Origin of the sequence: Mesorhizobium sp. M0500 (assembly GCF_040321165.1) — a bacterium.
GTDB lineage: Bacteria > Pseudomonadota > Alphaproteobacteria > Rhizobiales > Rhizobiaceae > Mesorhizobium.
Genome location: NZ_JAMYRB010000002.1, coordinates 344,618 through 367,552, shown reverse-complemented (window position 1 = coordinate 367,552; position 22,935 = coordinate 344,618). Strand labels below are relative to the sequence as shown.

The 22,935-nt window shown below is 63.8% G+C and carries 20 protein-coding genes; 17 read left to right on the top strand and 3 right to left on the bottom strand.

Annotated features, from left to right (window positions below; all coding sequences use genetic code 11):
- Positions 1–99: 99 nt before the first annotated feature.
- On the top strand, positions 100–2,724 hold the full coding sequence (leuS, locus tag NKI70_RS05615; protein WP_352724362.1) for a leucine--tRNA ligase: 2,625 nt from the start codon (positions 100–102) through the stop codon (positions 2,722–2,724).
- Positions 2,711–3,292 (top strand): LPS assembly lipoprotein LptE, encoded by a 582-nt coding sequence (locus tag NKI70_RS05610; RefSeq protein WP_352724360.1) that lies wholly within the window; start codon positions 2,711–2,713, stop codon positions 3,290–3,292. The genes leuS and NKI70_RS05610 overlap by 14 nt, the downstream gene beginning before the upstream one ends.
- A gap of 70 nt (positions 3,293–3,362) precedes the next feature.
- Here NKI70_RS05610 and fsa read toward each other — a convergent pair whose 3' ends face one another.
- On the bottom strand, positions 3,363–4,016 hold the full coding sequence (fsa, locus tag NKI70_RS05605) for a fructose-6-phosphate aldolase (protein ID WP_023678103.1): 654 nt from the start codon (positions 4,014–4,016) through the stop codon (positions 3,363–3,365).
- Positions 4,017–4,106: 90 nt separating this feature from the next.
- Here fsa and NKI70_RS05600 point away from each other — a divergent pair, with 90 nt between their 5' ends.
- From NKI70_RS05600 to lepB, 8 genes are all read left to right on the top strand, one after another.
- Positions 4,107–6,290: a primosomal protein N' gene (locus NKI70_RS05600; RefSeq protein WP_023678102.1), complete on the top strand. Its 2,184-nt coding sequence runs from the start codon at positions 4,107–4,109 to the stop codon at positions 6,288–6,290.
- A 108-nt stretch (positions 6,291–6,398) separates the two neighbouring features.
- Positions 6,399–6,794 (top strand): AGROH133_08824 family phage infection protein, encoded by a 396-nt coding sequence (locus NKI70_RS05595; RefSeq protein WP_023678101.1) that lies wholly within the window; start codon positions 6,399–6,401, stop codon positions 6,792–6,794.
- A gap of 246 nt (positions 6,795–7,040) precedes the next feature.
- Entirely contained in the window at positions 7,041–7,601 is a 561-nt protein-coding gene (locus NKI70_RS05590) for a F0F1 ATP synthase subunit delta (protein WP_023678100.1), read from the top strand.
- Positions 7,601–9,130, top strand: a complete 1,530-nt coding sequence (gene atpA / locus NKI70_RS05585) for a F0F1 ATP synthase subunit alpha (protein ID WP_352724359.1) — start codon at positions 7,601–7,603, stop codon at positions 9,128–9,130. Before NKI70_RS05590 ends, atpA begins: the two co-directional genes overlap by 1 nt.
- Positions 9,131–9,158: 28 nt before the next feature.
- Positions 9,159–10,043 carry a F0F1 ATP synthase subunit gamma gene (locus tag NKI70_RS05580; RefSeq protein WP_023678098.1) on the top strand — a complete coding sequence of 295 codons (885 nt, stop codon included), beginning with the start codon at positions 9,159–9,161 and terminating at the stop codon, positions 10,041–10,043.
- 67 nt (positions 10,044–10,110) lie between these two features.
- Positions 10,111–11,676, top strand: a complete 1,566-nt coding sequence (gene atpD / locus NKI70_RS05575) for a F0F1 ATP synthase subunit beta (RefSeq protein ID WP_023678097.1) — start codon at positions 10,111–10,113, stop codon at positions 11,674–11,676.
- 118 nt (positions 11,677–11,794) lie between these two features.
- Positions 11,795–12,202, top strand: a complete 408-nt coding sequence (locus NKI70_RS05570; RefSeq protein ID WP_023678096.1) for a F0F1 ATP synthase subunit epsilon — start codon at positions 11,795–11,797, stop codon at positions 12,200–12,202.
- Positions 12,203–12,292: 90 nt separating this feature from the next.
- On the top strand, positions 12,293–13,270 hold the full coding sequence (gene lepB / locus NKI70_RS05565; protein WP_502898917.1) for a signal peptidase I: 978 nt from the start codon (positions 12,293–12,295) through the stop codon (positions 13,268–13,270).
- 1 nt (position 13,271) lies between these two features.
- On the opposite strand, the gene uxuA is transcribed toward lepB, so the two are convergent.
- Positions 13,272–14,450, bottom strand: a complete 1,179-nt coding sequence (gene uxuA / locus NKI70_RS05560) for a mannonate dehydratase (RefSeq protein ID WP_352724358.1) — start codon at positions 14,448–14,450, stop codon at positions 13,272–13,274.
- Positions 14,447–15,973, bottom strand: a complete 1,527-nt coding sequence (locus NKI70_RS05555) for a mannitol dehydrogenase family protein (RefSeq protein ID WP_352574614.1) — start codon at positions 15,971–15,973, stop codon at positions 14,447–14,449. The genes uxuA and NKI70_RS05555 overlap by 4 nt, the downstream gene beginning before the upstream one ends.
- 175 nt (positions 15,974–16,148) lie before the next feature.
- On the opposite strand from NKI70_RS05555, the gene uxaC reads away from it, so the two are divergent.
- From uxaC to kduD, 7 genes are all read left to right on the top strand, one after another.
- Positions 16,149–17,558: a glucuronate isomerase gene (gene uxaC, locus NKI70_RS05550; RefSeq protein ID WP_352621449.1), complete on the top strand. Its 1,410-nt coding sequence runs from the start codon at positions 16,149–16,151 to the stop codon at positions 17,556–17,558.
- Between the two features lie 37 nt (positions 17,559–17,595).
- On the top strand, positions 17,596–18,573 hold the full coding sequence (locus NKI70_RS05545; protein WP_023678091.1) for a TRAP transporter substrate-binding protein: 978 nt from the start codon (positions 17,596–17,598) through the stop codon (positions 18,571–18,573).
- A 103-nt stretch (positions 18,574–18,676) separates the two neighbouring features.
- Positions 18,677–19,204: a TRAP transporter small permease gene (locus NKI70_RS05540; protein WP_023678090.1), complete on the top strand. Its 528-nt coding sequence runs from the start codon at positions 18,677–18,679 to the stop codon at positions 19,202–19,204.
- 4 nt (positions 19,205–19,208) lie between these two features.
- Entirely contained in the window at positions 19,209–20,489 is a 1,281-nt protein-coding gene (locus tag NKI70_RS05535) for a TRAP transporter large permease (protein ID WP_023678089.1), read from the top strand.
- Positions 20,490–20,499: 10 nt separating this feature from the next.
- Entirely contained in the window at positions 20,500–21,276 is a 777-nt protein-coding gene (locus NKI70_RS05530) for a FadR/GntR family transcriptional regulator (RefSeq protein ID WP_352574619.1), read from the top strand.
- A 28-nt stretch (positions 21,277–21,304) separates the two neighbouring features.
- Positions 21,305–22,162 (top strand): 5-dehydro-4-deoxy-D-glucuronate isomerase, encoded by an 858-nt coding sequence (gene kduI / locus NKI70_RS05525; protein WP_352574621.1) that lies wholly within the window; start codon positions 21,305–21,307, stop codon positions 22,160–22,162.
- Positions 22,159–22,926 (top strand): 2-dehydro-3-deoxy-D-gluconate 5-dehydrogenase KduD, encoded by a 768-nt coding sequence (kduD, locus tag NKI70_RS05520; protein ID WP_352574622.1) that lies wholly within the window; start codon positions 22,159–22,161, stop codon positions 22,924–22,926. The genes kduI and kduD overlap by 4 nt, the downstream gene beginning before the upstream one ends.
- The last annotated feature ends 9 nt before the right edge of the window (positions 22,927–22,935 follow it).

Genomic DNA, 22,935 nt, shown 5'->3' with positions numbered 1-22,935 from the left:
ACGGGTCCGGCAATCCATGGTGAACACCGCGACGACATTTCCTGAGCCGCCCGGGCATTGTCCGGCGGCTCGCGCATGCTTTTAAGTGAAAAACACCCGATGGCAACCGAACGATACAATCCGCGCGCGTCAGAGCCCAAATGGCAGAAGGCCTGGGACGCCAAGAAGCTGTTCGAAGCCGACAATGACGACCCGCGCCCGAAATACTACGTGCTGGAGATGTTCCCGTATCCGTCGGGGCGCATCCATATCGGCCATACCCGCAACTATACGATGGGCGACGTGGTGGCGCGCTACAAGCGGGCCAAGGGTTTCAACGTGCTGCACCCGATGGGCTGGGACGCCTTTGGCATGCCAGCCGAAAACGCGGCGATGCAGAACAAGGTCCATCCCAAGGACTGGACCTATCAGAACATTGCCGCCATGCGCGAGCAGCTCAAGGTCATGGGCCTGTCGCTCGATTGGGCGCGCGAGTTCGCCACCTGCGATGTCGACTACTATCACCGCCAGCAGATGCTGTTCCTCGATTTCGTCGAGAAGGGGCTGGTGACGCGCAAATCCTCCAAGGTCAACTGGGATCCGGAGGACATGACGGTGCTTGCCAACGAGCAGGTCATCGACGGACGCGGCTGGCGCTCAGGCGCGCTGGTGGAACAGCGCGAGCTGACGCAGTGGTTCTTCAAGATCACCGATTATGCGCAGGATCTGCTGGATTCGCTCGATCAGCTCGACGACTGGCCGGAAAAAGTGAAGCTGATGCAGGCGAACTGGATCGGCCGTTCAGAAGGGCTGCTGATCCGCTGGCCGCTGGCCAAGCCAATCGCCGGCGAGCATGAGCTCGAAGTCTATACGACCAGGCCCGACACGATCTTCGGGGCGTCCTTCATGGCGATTGCGGCCGACCATCCGCTGGCCAAAAAGGCCGCCGAAGACAATCCGGCGCTGGCAAAGTTCATCGACGAAGTCCGGCATATGGGCACTTCGGCGGCGGCATTGGAGACGGCCGAGAAGAAGGGTTTCGATACCGGCATTCGCGTTGTCCATCCGTTCGACGAGAGGTGGACGCTGCCCGTCTACGTCGCCAATTTCGTGCTGATGGACTATGGCACCGGCGCCATCTTCGGCTGCCCGGCACATGACCAGCGCGACCTCGACTTCGCCAACAGATACGGCCTTCCGGTCATTCCGGTGGTGATGCCGGAAGGCGAGAATCAAGGAAGCTTCCAGGTCATCGACGAGGCTTATGTCGATGATGGCGCGATGATCAATTCGCGCTTCCTCGACGGCATGAAGCCGGATCAGGCATTCGACGAGGTGGCGAAGCTGCTGGAACAAAGGACCATCGGCAACCGGCCGATGGCAGAGCGCAAGGTGAATTTCCGCCTGCGCGACTGGGGCATTTCGCGCCAGCGCTATTGGGGCTGCCCGATCCCGATGATCCATTGCGAGGATTGCGGCGTGGTGCCGGTGCCGAAAGCCGACCTGCCGGTCAAGCTGCCGGACGACATCGAGTTCGACCGGCCGGGCAATCCGCTCGATCGCCATCCGACATGGCGGCACGTCAAATGCCCGCGTTGCGGCAAGAATGCGCGGCGCGAAACCGACACGATGGACACATTTGTCGATTCTTCGTGGTATTTCGCTCGCTTCACCGCGCCGTGGGCAAACGATCCGACCGATCCCGAGGCCGCGACTGAATGGCTGCCGGTCGACCAGTATATTGGCGGTATTGAGCATGCGATCCTGCATTTGCTCTATTCGCGCTTTTTCACCCGCGCCATGCGCGAGACCGGCCATGTCGATCTCGCCGAGCCGTTCAGGGGCCTGTTCACGCAAGGCATGGTGGTGCACGAGACCTATCGGGTTGGCGGCGCCTCGAACGGCCGCTGGCTTGCGCCAAGCGAGGTCAGGCTGGAAGACGCCGACGGCAAGCGCCGCGCCTTCGAAATCGCCACCGGCGAAGACGCGGTGATCGGTCCGCTCGAAAAAATGTCGAAGTCGAAGAAGAATACGGTGAGTCCGGAAGAGATCACCGACGGCTACGGCGCCGATACGGCGCGCTGGTTCATGCTGTCGGACTCGCCGCCCGAGCGCGATGTCGAATGGACCGACGAGGGTGCGGCCGGCGCGCATCGCTTCATCCAGCGCATCTGGCGCCTGGTGTCGACGGCTGCCGAATCGCTCGCCGGCGTGCGGCCAGAGGCGGCGAAGGACGGCGAGGCCGGGACAGTGTCCAAGGCCGCGCACAAGATCTTGAAGTCGGTCGGCGAGGATATCGAAAAGCTCGCCTTCAACCGCGCCATCGCACGCATCTACGAGCTCGCCAATGCCTTGACCGTACCGCTCAACGAGGCGGTAGCGGGCAAGGCCGATCCGGCGCTGCAAGCGGCCTGCCGTGAGGCCGCCGAGATCCTGGTGCACCTGATCGCGCCGGTCATGCCGCATCTGGCCGAGGAGTGCTGGCAGACGCTCGGCGGCACCGACCTTGTCGCCGAACGGCCCTGGCCGGACTACGATCCCTCGCTTGTCGTCGACGCCGAGATCGTGCTGCCCGTCCAGGTCAACGGCAAGAAGCGCGGCGATTTGACAATTGCCCGCGACGCGGACCAAGGTGCGGTCGAAAAAGCGGTTCTGGCCCTCGACTTCGTGCAGAAAGCGCTCGAAGGTAAGGCGCCGCGCAAGGTGATCATCGTGCCGCAGAGGATCGTCAATGTCGTTGCCTGATCCGAAAAAAGCGGAGCTGACGCTGCGTCGTATCGTGCTTTACGGGCTGCTCGCCTCGGTGGCGCTGGTTTCCGCCTGCACGGTGCGGCCGCTCTATTCGAGCGCGCCGCTGATCGCCGGCTCGCAGGTCGGCGCCGCTGCCGAGCTGGCATCGATCTCGGTCAAGCCGGTCAAGACCCGCTACGCCCAGCAGGTCCGCAACAATTTGATCTTCGCGCTCGGCCAGGGCGCCGGCGAGCCGGCTTCGCCGGTCTATTCGCTTGATCTCGGCGTCTCCGAACTCGTCGAATCGGCGGCAATCGAGCAGGTCACGACCGACGAGGACGAGCCGACCGCCGGCACTGTGACGCTGACTGCCAACTATGTGCTCAGCGATGCCAAGACGGGCACGGTCATAGCGAGGGGCAAGCGCTCGATTCCGTCGTCATACGACAGGCCGCGCCAGGAATTCGCGTCATACCGGGCCCAGATCGACGCCGAGAACCGTGCGGCGCGCGAGCTGGCAGATGTGCTGCGGCTGTCGATTGCCCAGGATCTGATCAAGCACGGCAAGCCGGCGGCAAGCTAGGTCTTTCCAGAGTGCGCAATCTGCAAAAAAGGCCGATTGCTCGGCTTTTTTTGTTCGTAGGATAGTCGCTTCAGCCGATCTTCTGCCCGGTCTTTGCCCAGTCGGCGAGGAACAGTTCCAGGCCCTTGTCGGTCAGCGGGTGCTTGACCAGCGCCTTGAGCGTCGCCGGCGGCGCGGTGATGACATCGGCACCGATCAGCGCCGCCTGCTTGACATGGTTCACGGTACGCACCGAAGCGGTCAGGATTTCAGTCTGGAAGTCATAATTGTCGTAGATGGTGCGGATATCGGCAATCAGCTCCATGCCGTCCCAGCCGCTATCGTCGATGCGGCCGACGAAGGGCGAGATGAAGGAGGCGCCGGCCTTGGCGGCGAGCAGCGCCTGGGTGGCCGAGAAGCACAGCGTGACGTTGACCATGCGGCCGTCCGACCGGATGTCCTTGCAGGCTCTCAGGCCGTCGAGCGTCAGCGGCACCTTGATGCAGACATTGTCGGCGATCCTGGCCAGGATCTTGGCCTCCGCCATCATGTCCTTGTATTCGGTGGCGACGACTTCGGCCGAGACTGGGCCCTTGACGATCTCGCAGATCTCTCTTGTGACGTCGGCGATCTTGCCGCCGGATTTCAGGATCAGCGACGGATTGGTGGTTACGCCGTCGAGCAGCCCCAAATCGTTCAGCTCGCGGATTTCCTTGACATCGGCGGTGTCGACAAAAAATTTCATGGCGGTCTCCTGAAGATTTTTCATGTGCACGTCATGCACATTTGGGGTCGGACTTTGATCTAGACCAAAGTCGGGGCAAGGTCACGCCTCATGATCGAAGATTCGCCCTTTGTCGCGGCCGCACCGGTGCTGGTGCCGATGCCCGCCGAGCGCCCCTACACCTATGCCGTGCCGGCTGGCATGCGCGTGGTGCCGGGCTCGATCGTGCGCGTTCCGCTTGGGCCCCGCCAGGTCGCCGGCATCGTCTGGGACGGCGCCGTCGAAAAGGTCGACGCGAAGAAATTGCGGCCGATCGAGCAGGTTTTCGACTGCCCGCCGATCGACCGCGCGATGCGGCGTTTTGTCGATTGGGTGGCGCAGTACACGCTGTCGCCGCCCGGCATGGTGGCGCGCATGCTGCTCAGGGCGCCGGAGGCGTTCGACCCGGAGCCGTGGATCGAAGGGCTGCAGCGCACGTTCGCCAAGCCCGACCGGATGACGGAGGCGAGGACGCGCGTGCTGGAGACGGCCGAAGGCGGACTTGCCTGGACGCGATCCGGCCTGGCGCATGCGGCAGGCGTGTCGTCGACGGTGGTGGACGGGCTGCGGGTGCAGGGCGTATTCCAGACGGTGATGATCCCGCCGCGGCCGGTGGTCGCAGCACCCGATCCCGGCTACGCCGTGCCTTCACTGATGCCCGACCAGAGCGATGCCGCCGAGACGCTGCGCGCCAATGTCGCGACCGGTACATTCGGCGTCACCCTGCTCGACGGTGTAACCGGATCCGGCAAGACGGAGGTCTATTTCGAGGCGGTCGCGGCCGCGCTCGATCGCGGCAAGCAGGTGCTGATCCTGCTGCCGGAAATCGCGCTGACCCACGCCTTCCTCGAACGCTTCCAGGAGCGGTTCGGCGCCAAGCCGGCGGAGTGGCACTCGGACCTGCCGCCAAGGATGCGCGAAAAGGTCTGGCGGCAGGTAGCGGAAGGCGGCGTGCGGGTCGTCGCAGGCGCGCGCTCGGCGCTGTTCCTGCCATTCAGGGAGCTTGGACTGATCGTCGTCGACGAAGAGCACGATCCCGCCTACAAGCAGGAGGATCGCGTCTTTTACAACGCGCGCGACATGGCCGTGGTGCGCAGCCATATCGGCGGCTTTCCGGTCGTGCTCGCCTCGGCGACACCGTCGGTCGAAAGCCGGGTCAATGCCAGCCAGGGCCGCTACAGCAGGGCGGTGCTTTCGGCGCGCTTTGCCGAGGCGGCACTTCCCGATCTCAAGACGATCGACATGCGCCGCGCGCCGCCGGCACGCGGCGGCTTCCTGTCGCCTGTACTGCTCGGCCATATACGGCAGACGCTGGAAAGAAAGGAACAGTCGCTGCTGTTCCTCAACCGGCGCGGCTATGCGCCGCTGACGCTCTGCCGGGTCTGCGGCCACCGCTTCGGCTGTCCGGTCTGCTCGGCCTGGCTGGTCGAGCACCGCTTTCGCGGCCAGCTCGTCTGCCACCACTGCGGGCACAATGAACGCCGGCCCGAAGCCTGTCCGGAATGCGGCACGCTCGATCATCTGGTCGCCTGCGGGCCAGGCGTCGAGCGCATCGCCGAGGAGGTCGTCGCGCATTTCCCCGATGCCCGCACCATCGTCTTGTCGTCCGACCTGATGGGCGGCGTGCGGCGGCTGCGGCTCGAGCTTGAAGCCATCGCCAATGGCGAGGCCGACATCGTCATCGGCACACAACTCGTCGCCAAGGGCCATAATTTCCCCAACATGACGCTGGTCGGTGTGGTCGATGCCGATCTCGGCCTTGCCAATGGCGACCCGCGCGCCGCCGAGCGCACCTTCCAACTGCTCAGCCAGGTGACCGGCCGCGCCGGCCGCACCGGCAAGAAAAGCCTCGGCCTGCTGCAGACCTTCCAACCCGACCACCCGGTGATGCGCGCGATCGTCTCAGGCGATGCCGAGGCCTTCTACGAGCGCGAGATCGCCGAGCGTGAGCGGGCGGGGCTGCCGCCCTTCGGCAGGCTCGCCGGCGTCATCGTCAGCGCGGCGACACGGGCCGAAGCCGAAGGGCACGCCCGTGGCCTGCGTCGCGCCGCGCCGCAGGCCAGCGACCTGTTCGTGCTCGGCCCGGCCGAGGCGCCGCTGTCGTTGATCGGCGGCCGCCATCGCTTTCGCCTGCTGATCCAGGGCGAACGGCGCGCCGACATGCAAGGGTTCATTCGCACCATGCTGGCCGAGGGACCGAAGATAAGGGGCTCGGTGCGAGTCCAGGTCGACATCGACCCGCAGAGCTTTTTGTGAAGGGGCTCAGAGGACAGGCTTCCGTAAATTGCCGATGCCCATCTGGCGTATGTCTCTTGCTTCGTTAGAATGCCCGAAATTTTGAATATCCATTTACGAGGGGACAACATGGAATTTGCGTTTCCGTGGCCGATGAGCCAGGGCGAGTGGCTGGCATGGTCGAGCGCCGTGGTGACCTTGCTGTTCGGCCTGCTGCTGTTCCTGGCGCCAGGATTGGCCTTCCGGATCCTGCGGCTGCAGGTCAGACCGGAGAAGGCAGCGGCGATCGCCGAGGGGCGCGGCCGGATGTCGGGCTTCTATCTCGGCCTCAGCCTGTGCTGCATCCTCCTGGCGCAGCCGCTGCTCTATATGGCGCTCGGCTTCTCCTGGCTGTTCACCGCCTTCGGCCGGCTGCTGTCGATGATGTCGGACGGCGCCAACACGCCGTTCAACTGGGCATCCATCGTCGTCGAGCTGGTGCTGGCGGCGCTGCCTCTGGCCTTCGCCTTCGGCTTTTTGCCCTGAATCAGGGATCAATCCGGGGTTGGTTGCTGAACTCGGCCGGCGGATGCGACAATAGTGCCTGAAAACCATGCCGGACGACGCATTGCGGTCTGAAAATGCCTGTGCTAGACGGCAATCGACTTTCGACCGGGGATAGCGGAAGCCGCGCCTCCGTGCTTGGAAAAATGCAGTAAGGTCAAAGATTTAGCCAGAGTTTTTGCTCGCGCCAACAATCTGCGGCCTGTCAGACAAGAGAAAAGACGGTCCGTGGCCCAATCGTCATCGCCAATCTCAGGTGTCGCAGAACGCTATGCGGGTTCGCTGTTCGAACTCGCGCTGCAGGCCAATTCGGTCGCCAGCGTCGAGGCCGACCTCAATAGGTTCGAAACGATGCTCGAAGGCAGCGCTGACCTTTCGCGGCTGATCAGGAGCCCTGTCTTCTCCAGCGAGGACCAGGCCAAGGCGATCGCCGCGATCGCCGACAAAGCGGGGATCACCGGCCTCACCGGCAATTTCCTGCGCGTCGTTGCCCAGAATCGCCGGCTATTTGCCGTGCCCGGCATGATCAAGGCGTTCCGCCAGATCGCCGCCGAACACCGCGGCGAGACCGCCGCCGAGGTTACCTCGGCGCATGCGCTGACGCCTGCCCAGGAAACCGAGCTGAAGGCAGCGCTGAAAAGTGTCGCCGGCAAGGATGTGGCGATCACGGTCACCGTCGATCCGTCGCTGCTCGGCGGACTGGTGGTCAAGATCGGCTCGCGCCAGATCGATACGTCGCTCAAAACCAAACTCAATTCGCTCAAGCTTGCACTGAAAGAGGTCGGCTGATGGACATCCGCGCCGCGGAAATTTCCGCAATTCTGAAAGACCAGATCAAGAATTTCGGCAAGGAGGCCGAGGTCTCCGAAGTCGGCCAGGTGCTGTCCGTCGGTGACGGTATCGCCCGCGTCTACGGCCTCGACAATGTCCAGGCCGGCGAGATGGTCGAGTTCCCCGGCGGCATCCGCGGCATGGCGCTCAACCTCGAAGCCGACAATGTCGGCGTTGTCATCTTCGGCGCCGACCGCGACATCAAGGAAGGCGACACCGTCAAGCGCACCGGCGCCATCGTCGATGCGCCCGTCGGCATGGGCCTGCTCGGCCGCGTCGTCGACGCGCTCGGCAACCCGATTGATGGCAAAGGCCCGATCCAGGCCACCGAACGCAAGCGCGTCGACGTCAAAGCGCCCGGCATCATCCCGCGCAAATCGGTGAACGAGCCGATGTCGACCGGCCTCAAGGCCATCGACGCGCTGATCCCGGTCGGCCGCGGCCAGCGCGAACTGGTCATCGGCGACCGCCAGACCGGCAAGACCGCGATCATCCTCGACACCATGCTCAACCAGAAATCGGTGCACGACAACGGCCCTGAGAAGGAAAAGCTGTACTGCGTCTATGTCGCCGTCGGCCAGAAGCGCTCGACGGTGGCGCAGTTCGTCAAGGTCCTGGAAGAGCGCGGCGCGCTCGACTATTCGATCATCGTCGCCGCGACCGCCTCCGATCCGGCGCCAATGCAGTTCCTGGCGCCGTTCACCGCCTGCACCATGGGCGAATATTTCCGTGACAACGGCATGCACGCGCTGATCAGCTACGACGACCTGTCGAAGCAGGCCGTCGCCTATCGCCAGATGTCGCTGCTGCTGCGCCGTCCGCCGGGCCGCGAAGCCTATCCCGGCGACGTCTTCTACCTGCACTCGCGCCTGCTCGAGCGCGCCGCCAAGCTCAATGACGAAAACGGCGGTGGGTCGCTGACGGCGCTGCCGATCATCGAAACGCAGGCCAACGACGTGTCGGCCTATATCCCGACCAACGTCATCTCGATCACCGACGGCCAGATCTTCCTGGAAACCAATCTGTTCTTCCAGGGCGTCCGTCCGGCGGTCAATGTCGGCCTGTCGGTGTCGCGCGTCGGCTCCTCGGCGCAGATCAAGGCGATGAAGCAGGTTGCCGGGTCGATCAAGGGCGAGCTCGCGCAGTACCGCGAAATGGCTGCTTTCGCACAGTTCGGCTCCGATCTCGACGCCGCCACGCAACGCCTGCTAAACCGCGGCTCGCGTCTGACCGAGCTGTTGAAGCAGCCGCAATTCTCGCCGCTCAAAGTCGAGGAGCAGGTCGCGGTGATCTTCGCCGGCGTCAACGGCTATCTCGACAAGCTGGCGGTCAACCAGGTCGGCAAGTTCGAGCATGGTCTGTTGTCGCATATGCGCTCGGCCGGCAAGGACGTGCTCGACGGCATCCGCAAGGAGAAGGCGCTGTCCGACGATCTGCGCGCCAGGCTGAAGGCAGAAATCGACGCCTTCACCAAGACCTTTGCTTGAGCAGGACGGACGGGATCAGGTTTGAAGCATGCCTTCGTTAAAAGACCTTCGTAACCGTATCGCCTCGGTCAAGGCGACGCAGAAGATCACCAAGGCGATGCAGATGGTCGCCGCGGCGAAGCTGCGTCGCGCGCAGGAAGCGGCGGAAGCGGCGCGTCCCTATTCGGAGCGTATGGGCGCGGTGCTGGCCAATATCACCCAGGCGATCGGCGGCGGCGGCGATGCCCCGGCGCTGATGACCGGCACCGGCAAGGACGATGTGCATCTGCTTGTCGTCTGCACGGCCGAACGCGGTCTGTGCGGCGGTTTCAATTCGCAGATCGCCCGCTTTGCCCGCGACCACATCCGCAAGCTTCTGGCCGACGGCAAGCAGGTCAAGATCATCTGCGTCGGCAAGAAGGGGTTCGACATATTGCGCCGCGACTACGGGGCGCTGATCATCGAGCGTGTCGACCTGCGCGAGGTCAAGACGCTGGGCTTCGTCAATGCCGATGCCATCGCCAAGAAGGTGATCCACCTGTTCAACGAAGGCGGCTTCGACATCTGCACGCTGTTCTATTCGCAGTTCAAGTCGGTGATCAGCCAGATCCCGACGGCGCAGCAAATTGTCCCGGCGGGCGCGCCTGCGGCTGGCGCGGAAGTGAAGGACGGCGGCAGCGCCGTCTACGAATACGAGCCGGAGCCGGGCGAGATCCTCTCCGATCTCATCCCGCGCAACATTTCCGTGCAGGTTTTTCGCGCGCTGCTCGAGAATGCCGCCGGCGAGATGGGCGCCAAGATGAGCGCCATGGACAATGCGACGCGCAACGCCGGCGACATGATCAACAAATTGTCGATCACCTACAACCGCCAGCGGCAGGCGCAGATCACCAAGGAATTGATCGAAATCATTTCGGGCGCCGAGGCGCTCTAGGCACGCCCACAAGGAGGTCATCGACCTCAAGCGTGTGAGAAACAAAGAGACGAAAAGGGTAAAGACGATGGCGAAAGCAGCGACCCCCAAGACGGCAGCCCCTAAGGCCGCGGCACCAGCGAAGGCTCCGGCAGCAGCAAAGGCCGCTCCGGCCAAGAAGGCGGCAGCAACCAAGGCCGCCGCTGTGAATACGCCGGCCGCCACCATCAAGAAAACCGGCCTGGCAGGCAAGGTTCGCCAGGTCATCGGCGCCGTTGTCGACGTCCAGTTCGGCGAACATCTGCCGGCGATCCTGAACGCGCTTGAGACGATCAATGTCGGCAATCGCCTCGTGCTCGAAGTGGCCCAGCATCTGGGCGAGAACACCGTGCGCTGCATCGCCATGGACTCGACCGAAGGTCTGGTCCGCGGCCAGGACGTCTATGACACCGGTGCACCGATTACCGTGCCGGTCGGCCCGGGCATGCTCGGCCGCATCATCAACGTCATCGGCGAGCCGGTCGACGAGGCAGGCCCGGTCGACGGCATCGAGATGCGCTCGATCCACCAGCCGGCGCCGACCTATGTCGAGCAGTCGACGGAAGCGCAGATCCTGGTCACCGGCATCAAGGTGCTCGACCTGCTGGCCCCCTATGCCCGCGGCGGCAAGATCGGCCTGTTCGGCGGCGCCGGCGTCGGCAAAACGGTGCTGATCCAGGAACTGATCAACAACGTCGCCAAGGCGCATGGCGGCTTCTCGGTGTTCGCCGGCGTCGGCGAGCGCACCCGCGAAGGCAACGACCTCTATCACGAGTTCATCGAGTCCGGCGTCAACAAGAAGGGCGGCGGCGAAGGCTCCAAGGCCGCGCTCGTCTATGGCCAGATGAACGAGCCGCCGGGCGCACGCGCCCGCGTCGGCCTGACCGGCTTGACGGTTGCCGAATATTTCCGCGACCAGGGCCAGGACGTGCTGTTCTTCGTAGACAACATCTTCCGCTTCACGCAGGCGGGCTCGGAAGTGTCGGCGCTGCTCGGCCGCATTCCTTCGGCCGTGGGCTACCAGCCGACGCTGGCTACCGACATGGGCGCGCTGCAGGAGCGTATCACCACGACGACCAAGGGTTCGATCACCTCGGTGCAGGCGATCTATGTGCCGGCCGACGACCTGACCGACCCGGCACCGGCGACCTCGTTCGCCCACCTCGACGCGACGACCGTGCTCAACCGCGCGATTTCGGAAAAGGGCATCTATCCGGCCGTCGATCCGCTCGATTCGACCTCGCGCATGCTCGACCCGATGGTTGTCGGCGAAGAGCATTACCAGGTCGCCCGCCAGGTGCAGTCGATCCTTCAGCGTTACAAGTCGCTGCAGGACATCATCGCCATCCTGGGCATGGACGAGCTGTCGGAAGAGGATAAGCAGACCGTGGCCCGCGCCCGCAAGATCGAGCGCTTCCTGTCGCAACCCTTCTTCGTCGCCGAAGTGTTCACCGGCGCACCGGGCAAGCTGGTCGACCTCGCCGACACCATCAAGGGCTTCAAGGGCCTTTGCAACGGCGATTACGACCATCTGCCGGAGGCCGCCTTCTACATGGTCGGCGGCATCGAGGAAGCGGTCGAGAAGGCACAGCGCCTGGCCGCCGAAGCGGCCTGATGGTGAATGGTCAATAGTGAATTGTGAATGGGGAGTAGCGGATAGGAAATCGGGGCTGAGTGAAGGTCATTCTTTCTGACCGTTCACCATTCACCATTCACCAGTCGCTAAACTGATCATGCCTGAAGCTTTCAAATTCGAACTGGTCTCGCCGGAGCGCCTCTTGGTTTCCGAGCAGGTCGAATCCGTCGTCATTCCGGGCGCCGAAGGCGAGATGACTGTCATGGCGCATCACGCGCCGGTCATGACCACAATCAAGCCGGGCGTCGTTACGCTGAAGACCGCGCAAGGCAAGGAAGAGCGCTATGTGGTGTTCGGCGGCTTTGCCGACATCGTTCCGGCCGGCTGCACGCTTCTGGCGGAATCGGCGGTAGCCGTCGGCGACATCGACCGCGCCGACCTTGCCCGCCGCATCCAGGAGGCCAGGGAAGACGCCGCCGACGCCAAGGACGACCAGACCCGCAGCAAGGCCGAGCAGTTCCTCAACCAGCTTACGACGCTTGAAGGTGCGCTGTTGCCGGCGTGAGTTCCGGTCAAATGACTAACTGAAAAAGCGGGCTTGCCCCGCTTTTTTGTTTGGTGGACAGTCTGGCTGCCTTGGCGTGGGGGGTGGCCGATGACAGAACAAGCAGTGCAACAAGAAACTATCTCGCGATCCAGATGGTCGACGGCCCTGGTTTCGGCCTTTGGCGGCCCGTTTGGCGGGTTCCTCTGGATCGGCAGCGGCAAACTGGCGGTCGCCAGCCTGGTGGTGATCAGCGTCGTCGTTTTCGCGCTTATTTACATTGGCTTTCCGGTATTGCCTGGCGTCGATCTTGCTTGGTGGGCCAATTTTTCAGGGATCGGTTTGATGGCCCTGTGGGCAGCGATCGTTGTTCCCTTCGCGCACCGGTTCAAGCCGGACAGATGGTACGCGCGTGGGCTTTCGGTGCTGGTGCTCGTCTTTCTGACCTCGTATCCGGCTGCATTCGCAATACGCGCGTTCCTGCTCCAGCCTTTTTCGATTCCCTCCAGCAGCATGGTGCCGACGTTGCAGGAAGGCGACTATCTCTTCGTCTCCAAAATGGCATACGGCTACAGCCGCTACAGCGTGCCGTTCAACTTGCTTCCCGTTGATGGACGTATATTCGGCGCGGAACCCAAAAGGGGAGATGTGGTTGTCTTCAAGTTCCCGCCCGATCCGAGCGTGGACTACATCCAGTGGATTGTCGGCCTTCCCGGCGAGAAGATCCAGATCATCGACGGGGTGCTTCACATCAACGATGTCGCGGTGGGACTCGACGATATTGGTACTTTTTCGTCCGACGAGTTCTCGAGAGCCAAGCTCCAAAGCGAAACCTTGCCGGGGGGTGTCACCCATTCCGTTCTCAACCTCGCCGACAACTCGATCGGCGACAATACGCGCGTGTTTGAGGTGCCCGCAGGCCACTACTTCGTGCTTGGCGACAACCGCGACAATGCCTCCGACAGCCGGTTCAGTGTCGCGTTTGTTCCCTATGAAAATCTGGTCGGCAAGGCCCTGCGGCTGTTCTGGAATTCCAAAGGTACCGATTATTCGTCTCGACAGACGCTGAACGGCCAGGCGAGCAAGTAGCTCAAACTGTCAGTGCCTCTACTGCGCGCATGACGCCGCGCAGTTCGGCGAGGCCCTTCAGGCGGCCGATGCAGGAATAGCCGGGGTTCACCTTCTTGCCGATGTCGTCGATGATGGCGTGGCCATGGTCGGGACGCATCGGCACCTGCCAGTCCGCCCTGCCGGCTGCCTTGCGCCGCCGCTCTTCGCCAATCAGCGCCGACACGACCGCCACCATGTCGGTGTCGCCGTCGAGGTGCTCGGCTTCGTGGAAAGAGCCGTCTGGCTCCTTGGTGACGTCGCGCAGATGGGCGAAATGGATGTTTTCGGCGAAGGCCTTTGCCATTGCCGGCAGATCGTTCTGCGCGCCCGCGCCATAGGAGCCGGTGCACAGTGTCAGCCCGTTTGCCGGCGAAGCGACGGCGTCGAGCAGCGCGCGGGCATCGGCTGCCTTGGAAACGATTCGCGGCAGGCCGAACAGCGAAAAAGGCGGATCGTCGGGGTGGATCGCCATCCTGAGGCCGGCCTCTTCGGCCACCGGCACGATCTCGCGCAGGAAGGCAAACAGGTTTTCGCGCAGGCCTTCGGTGGAGACGTCCTTGTAGAGGTCGAGGGCGCGGCGGAAGCTTGCCCGATCGAAGATGAATTCGCGCGCCGGGACCCAGCCGATCAGGTTGCGCTCCAGCCTTGCCTTGTCGCTGTCGCTCATCCCTTGCAGTCGCACACGCGCGGCCTCGACGCGGGCCGGTGGGTGATCGGCCTCCGCCCCTTCTCGCTCAAGGATGAAGACGTCATAGGCGCAGAGCTCGACGACATCGAAGCGCAGCGCCGTGCCGCCATGCGGCATCGGGTAATCGAGGTCCGTCCGCGTCCAGTCGGTGATCGCCATGAAATTATAGCAGACGGTGTTGATACCGGCGGCGGCGACGGCGCGGATCGAGGCCTTGTAATTGTCGATCAGGCTGCGCCAGCCGCCGCTGCGGGTCTTGATGTCCTCATGCACGACGATGCTCTCGACCACGTCCCAGGTCAGCCCTGCTGCCTCGATCTCGGCCTTGCGCCTGGCGATCTCGTCTGCCGGCCAGGCGCGGCCGTCGTTGAGGTGGTGCAGCGCGCTGACGATGCCGACGGCGCCGGCCTGACGGACATGGGCAAGCGTCACCGGATCGTCCGGCCCGAACCAGCGCCAGGTCTGTCTCATGGCTTCTCACTCCCTATGCCAAGCGCCGCCAAAGCTGCGGCAGTGCCGCCCCGCCGCAGGCGCTCGAGATGGGCTGCCGTCAGATCGATCAGTGTCATGCGGTGGGAATGGTCCTTGGCGAAGCCGGCGAGATCGAATATCGCTGTCACCGTCTCATCAGCCGGCCGGCTGCCGAGCGCCGTAAGCCGAGCGTCGATCGGGTCGGTAAAATGGGCTTCCGGCAAGGTTTTGCCGCGCGCCTCGCAAGCGGCGATCCAGGCCGCCACCACCAGCATGAGATGCGCGGGCGGGTCACCGGCGCCCAGTCGATCGAGGGCCGAGGCGACGATGCGCTGCGGCAGCTTCTGGCTGCCGTCATTGGCGATCTGCGCCGTGCGATGGGCGAGCGCCGTGTTCGAATAGCGTTCGGCGAGCTGGGCCGTGTAGCCGGCCGTATCGAGCCCGGCGTCCTGCGGCAGCGTCGGGATCGCCTCGGCCCATAGTCCGTCGACGAATTGCCGGATCGCCGGATCGGCAAAGGCGCGGTCGACCGTGTCGTCGCCGCTGAGCAGGCCGAGATAGGCGATTGCCGAATGCGAGCCGTTGAGCAGCCGCAGCTTCATGTCCTCGAAGGGCCCGACGTCGCCGACCATGGTGACGCCGAACTTTTCCCAGGCCGGCCTGCCAGCCGGGAAATCGTCTTCGACCACCCATTGGCAGAACGGCTCGGTCATCACCGGCCAGGCATCCTCGACGCCGAGCTCGACGGCGATACGCGCTCGGTCGGCGTCGGTGGTCGCCGGCACGATACGGTCGACCATGCTCGACGGAAACGCGACGCCGTCGGCAATGTGTGCGGCGAGCCTGGCATCGCCTGAAGCGGCGAGCCTGGCATCGCCTGAAGTGGCGAGCCTGGAATCGCGCAGCGCGGCGAATTCGACCAGCAGGCGGTGCAGCGTGGCGCCATTGGCCGGAAGGTTGTCGCAGCAGAGCACGGTGAAAGGCTGGATGCCGGCGGCACGGCGGCGCGACAGCGCTTCGGTGAGAAAACCATGCGCCGTCCGTGGCATTTGCGGGCTAGCCAAATCATGGACGATGTCCGGATGGGTGCTGTCCAAACCGCCGCCGGCTGCTCTCAGATAAGCCTTTTCGGTGATCGTGAGCGTGACGATGCGGGTGCGCTGATCGGTCAGGGCGGCGAGCACCGCAGCCGGATCTTCCGGCGCCACCAGCAGCGACAGGATCGAGCCGACGACGCGCAGCTCTTCGCCGATGCTGCTCCTGATCGCCAGCGTGTAGAGGCCATCCTGCGGCGCCAGTGCGTCGCGCGTGTCAGGACTGCGCAAGGACACGCCGACAATGCCCCAGTCCGCCTCGCCCGCCGCCAGGCAGTCGTCGACATAGGCCGCCTGGTGGGCGCGATGGAAGGCACCGACGCCGAGATGGACGATGCCAGGTGCGACGCCGCCGCGGTCGTAGCGCGGAATCGCGACCGAAGCCGGCAGTGCCTTCAGCGTGCTGTTGGAAAGGCGTCTATTGGTCATTGCGCCACGTGTCTGATCGAGATTGTTGGGTCACTGCTGTCAGGCGGCGTAACACCCGATGCCGTCACGCACAATGGGCAATGGCCGACGAAAAGTCATCATACAACAACCCAGTTTTTGTATGTTGACATTATTTCTTTCCAACCCTACCGATGTCCGGATTGGGAGGATTTGCGTGGCCGCATTGACGGATCCGGATTTGCTGTTTGCCGCCGAGGCGCGCCCGCGTTCGCTGGCCCGTGATCTCTACGCCGCGGTCAAGGACCTGCCGATCGTCAGCCCGCACGGCCACACCGATCCGCGCTGGTATGCGCTCAACGAGGCGTTTCCCGATCCGGCGCAGTTGCTGATCGTGCCGGACCACTACATTTTCCGCATGCTGTTCAGCCAGGGCGTTCGGCTTGAGGAGCTTGGTGTGCCGACGCTTGACGGCTCGCCGGTGGAAACCGACGGCAGAACGATCTGGCGGTGCTTCGCCGAGCATTATTACCTGTTCCGCGGCACGCCGACCCGGCTGTGGTTCGACCATGTGCTTGCCCATCTGTTCGGCATCGACGAGCCGCTGACGGCCGCAACCGCCGACCGCCATTACGATATGATCTCGACCTTGCTGCAGTGGGAGAATTTTCGCCCGCGAGCGCTGTTCGAGCGCTTCAACATTGAAGTCATCGCGACGACCGAAGGCGCGCTCGACGATCTCAGATGGCACCAGATGATCCGCGACAGCGGCTGGGAGGGCCGCGTCATCACCGCCTATCGGCCGGATGCGATCGTCGATCCCGACTTCGAAGGGTTCTCGGCCAATCTCGACCGGCTTGGCGAGATCACCGGGTGCGATACCGGCAATTGGACCGGCTATCTCGAGGCGCACCGCCAGCGGCGCGCCTTCTTCAAGAGTTTCGGCGCGACTTCCTCCGATCACGGCCATCCTACGGCCGAAACCGCCAATCTCTCGGATGCCGCCGCGCAGGAGCTGTTCAACCGCATCCGCCGGGGCTCGGACGACGAGCGCGAGCGAAAACTGTTTCGCGCCCAGATGCTGACCGAGATGGCCAAGATGAGCCGCGACGACGGGCTGGTCCTGCAGATCCATCCCGGCTCCTGGCGCAATCATTCGCCTTCTATCTTTCACAGGTTCGGCAGGGACAAAGGCTTCGACATTCCGATCCGAACCGATTATGTGACGGCGCTGAAGCCGCTGCTCGACTGCGTCGGGCTGGAGCGCGACCTCACCATCATCCTCTTCACCCTTGACGAGACCAGCTATGCGCGCGAGCTGGCGCCGCTCGCCGGCGTCTACCCGGCATTGAAGCTCGGCCCGGCCTGGTGGTTCCACGACAGCCCCGAAGGCATGCGCCGGTTCCGTGAGATGACCACCGAAACGGCCGGTTTCTACAACACCGTCGGTTTCAACGACGACACCCGCGCCTTTCCATCCATACCGGCCCGCCATGATGTGGCGCGCCGGGTCGATTGCGCATATCTGGCGCGTCTCGTCGCCGAGCATCGGCTCGGCGAGGACGAGGCGCACGAGCTGGCGCAGGAACTTGCCTATACGCTCGCGAAAAAGGCGTACCGGCTCTAACGGCGCTTGCCGCCATCGTTCAAACGGGAGGAAACCAATGCTGCATTTTTCAAGACTGGCGGGAGCTACGCTACTTGCCGCCGCACTGCTGGCCGGATCGGCAAGCGCCCAGACGGTCCTGCGCTCGTCCGACACCCACCCGGACGGCTATCCGACGGTCGAGGCGGTCAAATATTTCGGCGAGCTGGTGAAGGAGCGCACGGCCGGCCGCTATGTGGTCGAGATCTATCCTTCCGCGCAACTCGGCGAGGAAAAGGACACGATCGAGCAGGTGCGTACCGGCGTGATCGATCTCAACCGCGTCTCGATGGCGCCGTTCAACGGGCTCATCCCGGAGACCACCGTGCCCTCGCTGCCCTACATCTTCCGTTCGGAAGAGCATATGCACAAGGTCATGGACGGGGCGATCGGCGACCAGATCGCGGCGGCGTTCGACCAGGTCGGGCTGGTGCTGCTCGCCTTTTACGACGGCGGCTCGCGCTCCTTCTACAATTCGAAGAAGCCGATCAACACTGTAGCCGACATGGCCGGGATGAAGTTCCGCGTCATCCAGTCCGACATCTTCGTCGACATGGTGGCGGCACTCGGCGCCAACGCGACGCCGATGCCGTATGGCGAGGTGTATTCGGCGATTGAGACCGGAGTGATCGACGGCGCGGAGAACAATTTTCCGAGCTACGACACCGCCAAGCATGCGGAAGTCGCCAAGTACTATTCGCTCGACGAGCACACGATGGTGCCGGAAGCCTTCGTCATGGCGAAGTCGAGCTGGGACAAGCTGACGCCGGAAGACCAGGCGATCTTCAAGGCGGCCGCCAAGGAAAGCGTCGCCAAGCAGCGCGAGCTGTGGACCGCCAAGGTCAAGGAATCGCGCGCCAAGGTCGAGGCGGCCGGTTCGCAGATCACGACGCCGGACAAGCAGCCCTTCATCGACGCGATGGGGCCGGTCTACGAGAAGCACGTCAAGGACGACAAGCTGAAGGCGATGGTCGAAGCCATCAAGGCCGTGCAGTGATCAACCGGCGGCGCGGACATTCCGTGCCGCCATCCTCCTGGGGAGACAACCGGTGACTTCCAGCCCAAAACCAACACCGCTCCTGTCCGGCGTCGCGCAAGTGATGTCGCGCGTCAGCACGGCGGCGCTGTCGATCGCCGGCATCGGGCTGGTGCTGATGACCGCGTTCGTCGCCTGGCAGGTGTTCGGCCGCTATGTTCTGAACCGCTCGCCGAGCTGGACCGAGCCCGGCTCGGTGATGCTGATGAGCTGGTTCATTTTCCTCGGCGCTGCCGTCGGTGTGCGCGAGAACTACCATCTTGGCTTCGACGTACTGCTCTACGTGCTGCCGAAAGGCGGCAAGCGCTGGCTGCGGATGATTTCGGATATTGTCGCGCTCGCCTTCGGCATCGGCATGATCTGGTATGGCAGCCAGCTGGTCGCATTGACCTGGGGCTCCGTCTTGCCGTCACTCGGCATATCGGGGGGCTGGGACTATGTCCCGCTTGTCGCGGGAGGCGCGCTCATCGTGCTCTTCACGCTGGAGCGCATCGTGCTTCGCCTCTCCGGCGCGCCGATCGACGATGCCCTCGATGAACTGCCGCCAGCCGAAGTCGCAGCCGAACTCGACACCGCCAACGTGAAGGTCTGACGCCATGGAACTGTGGATTCTCTTCGGCGTCTTCACCCTGCTGATGCTTATCGGCACGCCGATCGCTTTCTGCCTCGGCGTCGCAAGCCTCGCCACCGTCCTCTATATGGGCCTGCCGCCGCTCATCGTGTTCCAGCGCCTGAATTCCGGCATGAGCGTCTTTTCGCTGCTGGCCATTCCGTTTTTCATCTACGCCGGCGACTTGATGGTGCGCGGCGGCATCGCCAGCAAGATCGTTGCCTTCGCCGGCTCGCTCGTCGGCCATTTGCGTGGCGGCCTCGGGCAGGTCAACATTGCAACCGCTACACTGTTCGGCGGCATTTCCGGCTCAGCGGTGGCGGAGGCAGCGGCGGTAGGCGGCCTGATGATCCCGCAGATGAAGGCGCGTGGATATGGAGCGGACTACGCCGTCAACGTCACGTCGATGGCGGCACTGATCGCGCTGCTGCTGCCGCCGTCGCACAACATGATCATCTACTCGATCTCGGCAGGCGGAAAGATCTCGATCGCCGATCTGTTCACGGCCGGTATCATCCCGGGCCTGCTGCTGGCCCTGTCGCTGATGGTCACCGCCTATATCGTGGCGCGCTCCCGCGGCTATCCGACCGAGGCGTTTCCGGGCTTCACCGCGGTCGCGCATCTTTTCGCCGTCGCGGTGCCCGGCCTGCTGCTGATCGCGATCATCTTCGGCGGCGTGCGATCGGGCGTCTTCACCGCCACCGAGAGTTCCTGTATCGCCGTCATCTATGCGCTGCTCGTGACCGTCTTCGTTTACCGGCAGATGACCTGGGAAGGGTTCGTTCATGCCACCCATGGCGCCGTGCGCACCACTGCCATGGTGCTGCTTATCATCGGCATGGCGGCGGCGTTCTCGTGGCTGATGGCCTTCCTGAAAGTGCCGGCAGCGCTCATCGCCTCCATGAATGCGATCTCGGACGATCCGCTGGTCGTGCTTCTGCTGCTCAACCTCTTGATGCTGTTCCTCGGCACGTTCATGGACATGGGGCCGACGATCATCATTTGCACGCCGATCTTCCTGCCCGTGGCGCAGGCCTACGGCGTCGATCCGGTGCATTTCGGCGTCATCATGATCCTCAATTTCGGCATCGGGCTGAACACGCCGCCGGTGGGCGCAGTGCAGTTCGTGGCGTGTGCCGTGGGCAAGATATCCGTCTGGGAATCGATGCGCTCGATCTGGCCATTCTATGGCGCAGGCCTCGTGGTGCTGGCGCTCGTCACTTACATTCCGGCCATTTCGCTATGGCTGCCGAGCGTCTTCAAATAGGGGGTGCGACATGGCATCGGACACTGCCGTCGGGCTCCGCGTCGAACGAAGACCGAAGCTTTCGGAAACCGTCGTCGCGGCGATCCGCAAGCAGCTGCAGGCGGGCGAGATCCAGCCTGGGCAAAAGCTGCCGACCGAGGGCCAGCTGACTGAAACCTTCGGGGTCAGCCGCACCGTAATACGCGAGGCGCTGGCCAAGCTTGCCGCGGACGGCCTGGTCGAGCCGCGCCAAGGCGCCGGCGTTTTCGTCACCGAGCATATCTCGACAGCGTTCGGTGCTCTGACAGCGGAGATGGGCAGCAAGGATTCGATTGCCCTCAACGTGCTCGAAGTCAGGTTGGCGATCGAGATCGAATCCGCCGGGCTCGCCGCCATCCGGCGCAACGCCGCGCAGGAAGCGGCAATCCAGGAAGCCTTCTTCGAGTTCGAACGGCTGCTCCTCAACAGCGAGCCGACTGGACCGGCCGACCTTGCCTTCCACCGCGCAATCGCCAGCGCCACCAACAATCCGTTCTATGTCGAGATGCTCGACGTGCTCGGCCGGCGCGCCATTCCTTGCGATGTGACCTCGCCCTGGTCGACCGAGTTCGCACAGTCCGACGCCTACCAGCGCGGCCTGCAGCGCGAACACCTGATGATCCTCAACGCCATCTCGGCAGGCGATGCCGAAGCGGCGCGGGAGGCGATGCGCGCGCATCTCGGTGCCAGCCAGCAGCGCTATCGCGAGCGCCTGCACGCGCGCCAGATTTTTTATGCCGACTCGGTCAAGGCCGCGGCAACTGAATAAGCAATTGAGGCAGCCCCATGGGACAGCAATGAATCACACCGACAATCATACGGATTTCACCTCCCGCTTCGCCATCGATCCTGTTTCTGCCGCAGCCATGGGAACGGACGAGCTGCGACACAATTTCCTGATCGAGGACTTGTTCCAGCCCGGCCGCATCGGCCTGACCTACACCCATTACGACCGCATGATCGTCGGCGGCGCCGTGCCCGCCGGCGCACCGCTGCCGCTGCAGGCGATCAAGCCGACCGGGACCAAGAATTTTCTCGACCGCCGTGAGATGATCATCGTCAACATCGCCGGTGCAGGCGTCGTCAAAACTGGCGGCCAATCCTACGAGCTGCAGGCGCGCGACATGCTCTATCTCGGCATGGGCACGGATGAGGTATCGTTCGCTGCGACCAATCCGGCAGCGCCGGCTAAGTTCTACCTGCTCAGCGCGCCGGCGCATCAGGGCCACCCCAACCGGCTGATCCGCATCGGCGATGCCAAGCGGCTCGATCTCGGTAGCCAGGCAACCTCCAACGAGCGCTCGATCTTCCAGTTCATTCATGCCGATGGGGTAAAGACCTGTCAGCTTGTCGTCGGCATGACGCAGCTTGCCCCCGGTTCCGTCTGGAACACCATGCCATGCCATGTGCATGACCGGCGCATGGAGGCCTATCTCTATTTCGACCTGCCGGAGGCGGCGCGGGTGGTTCACCTCATGGGCGAGCCGGACGAAACGCGCCATCTCGTCATGCGCAACGAGGAGGCGGTGCTGTCGCCGGGATGGTCGATCCATTCGGGCGCCGGCACCTCCAACTACGCCTTCATCTGGGCGATGGCCGGCGATAATGTCGACTATACCGATGTCGACCTGGTGGCGATGGAGGAGCTCAAGTGAGCGATCTCTCGGCCTTCAGCCTTGCCGGCAAGCGCATCCTCGTCACCGGCGCCAATACCGGCATCGGCCAGGGCATCGCCGTGTCGATCGCCCGCGCAGGCGGCGCGGTCGTCGGCGTCGGCCGGTCGGCGATGGACGAGACGGCGGAGAAGATTGCGGCTGTCGGCGGCCGCTTCGAGGCGGTCCGCTGCGACCTTGGTGATGATGCAGCTGCCCAGGCGATGCTTGACCGCGTCTGGGACGGCACCGGACCGCTCGATGGCCTGGTCAACAATGCGGGCATCATCCGGCGTGCCGATGCGGTCGACCTGACCGAAGCCGACTGGGATGACGTCTTGGGCGTCAATCTGAAGACGGTGTTCTTCCTCAGCCAGAGTTTTGCCAGGCGCGTGCTTGCCGAATCTGGACGGCGTGGCAAGATCGTCAACATCGCTTCGGTGCTGAGCTTTCAGGGCGGCATTCGCGTCGCCTCCTACACCGCCTCCAAACACGGCGTGCTCGGCATCACCCGCCTGCTGGCATGTGAATGGGCGGCAAAGGGCATCAATGTCAACGGCATTGCGCCGGGCTATATCGAGACCAACAACACCGAGGCGCTGCGCACCGATCCCGACCGCAGCGCTTCGATCCTGGCGCGCATTCCGGCCGGCCGCTGGGGCGCGCCGGAAGACATCGGCGACGCAGCCGTCTTCCTGCTGGCGCCAGCGTCCAACTACATGCACGGCGCGGTGGTGCCGGTGGACGGCGGCTGGCTGGCACGATGAACAACAAAA

Bases quoted from the DNA above. Each gene is read 5' to 3' on its own strand.
- leuS (WP_352724362.1), top strand. From the start codon at position 100: ATGGCAACCGAACGATACAATCCGCGCGCGTCAGAGCCCAAATGGCAG.
- NKI70_RS05610 (WP_352724360.1), top strand. From the start codon at position 2,711: ATGTCGTTGCCTGATCCGAAAAAAGCGGAGCTGACGCTGCGTCGTATC.
- fsa (WP_023678103.1), bottom strand. From the start codon at position 4,016: ATGAAATTTTTTGTCGACACCGCCGATGTCAAGGAAATCCGCGAGCTG.
- NKI70_RS05600 (WP_023678102.1), top strand. From the start codon at position 4,107: ATGATCGAAGATTCGCCCTTTGTCGCGGCCGCACCGGTGCTGGTGCCG.
- NKI70_RS05595 (WP_023678101.1), top strand. From the start codon at position 6,399: ATGGAATTTGCGTTTCCGTGGCCGATGAGCCAGGGCGAGTGGCTGGCA.
- atpA (WP_352724359.1), top strand. From the start codon at position 7,601: ATGGACATCCGCGCCGCGGAAATTTCCGCAATTCTGAAAGACCAGATC.
- NKI70_RS05580 (WP_023678098.1), top strand. From the start codon at position 9,159: ATGCCTTCGTTAAAAGACCTTCGTAACCGTATCGCCTCGGTCAAGGCG.
- atpD (WP_023678097.1), top strand. From the start codon at position 10,111: ATGGCGAAAGCAGCGACCCCCAAGACGGCAGCCCCTAAGGCCGCGGCA.
- NKI70_RS05570 (WP_023678096.1), top strand. From the start codon at position 11,795: ATGCCTGAAGCTTTCAAATTCGAACTGGTCTCGCCGGAGCGCCTCTTG.
- lepB (WP_502898917.1), top strand. From the start codon at position 12,293: ATGACAGAACAAGCAGTGCAACAAGAAACTATCTCGCGATCCAGATGG.
- uxuA (WP_352724358.1), bottom strand. From the start codon at position 14,450: ATGAGACAGACCTGGCGCTGGTTCGGGCCGGACGATCCGGTGACGCTT.
- NKI70_RS05555 (WP_352574614.1), bottom strand. From the start codon at position 15,973: ATGACCAATAGACGCCTTTCCAACAGCACGCTGAAGGCACTGCCGGCT.
- NKI70_RS05545 (WP_023678091.1), top strand. From the start codon at position 17,596: ATGCTGCATTTTTCAAGACTGGCGGGAGCTACGCTACTTGCCGCCGCA.
- NKI70_RS05540 (WP_023678090.1), top strand. From the start codon at position 18,677: ATGTCGCGCGTCAGCACGGCGGCGCTGTCGATCGCCGGCATCGGGCTG.
- NKI70_RS05535 (WP_023678089.1), top strand. From the start codon at position 19,209: ATGGAACTGTGGATTCTCTTCGGCGTCTTCACCCTGCTGATGCTTATC.
- NKI70_RS05530 (WP_352574619.1), top strand. From the start codon at position 20,500: ATGGCATCGGACACTGCCGTCGGGCTCCGCGTCGAACGAAGACCGAAG.
- kduI (WP_352574621.1), top strand. From the start codon at position 21,305: ATGAATCACACCGACAATCATACGGATTTCACCTCCCGCTTCGCCATC.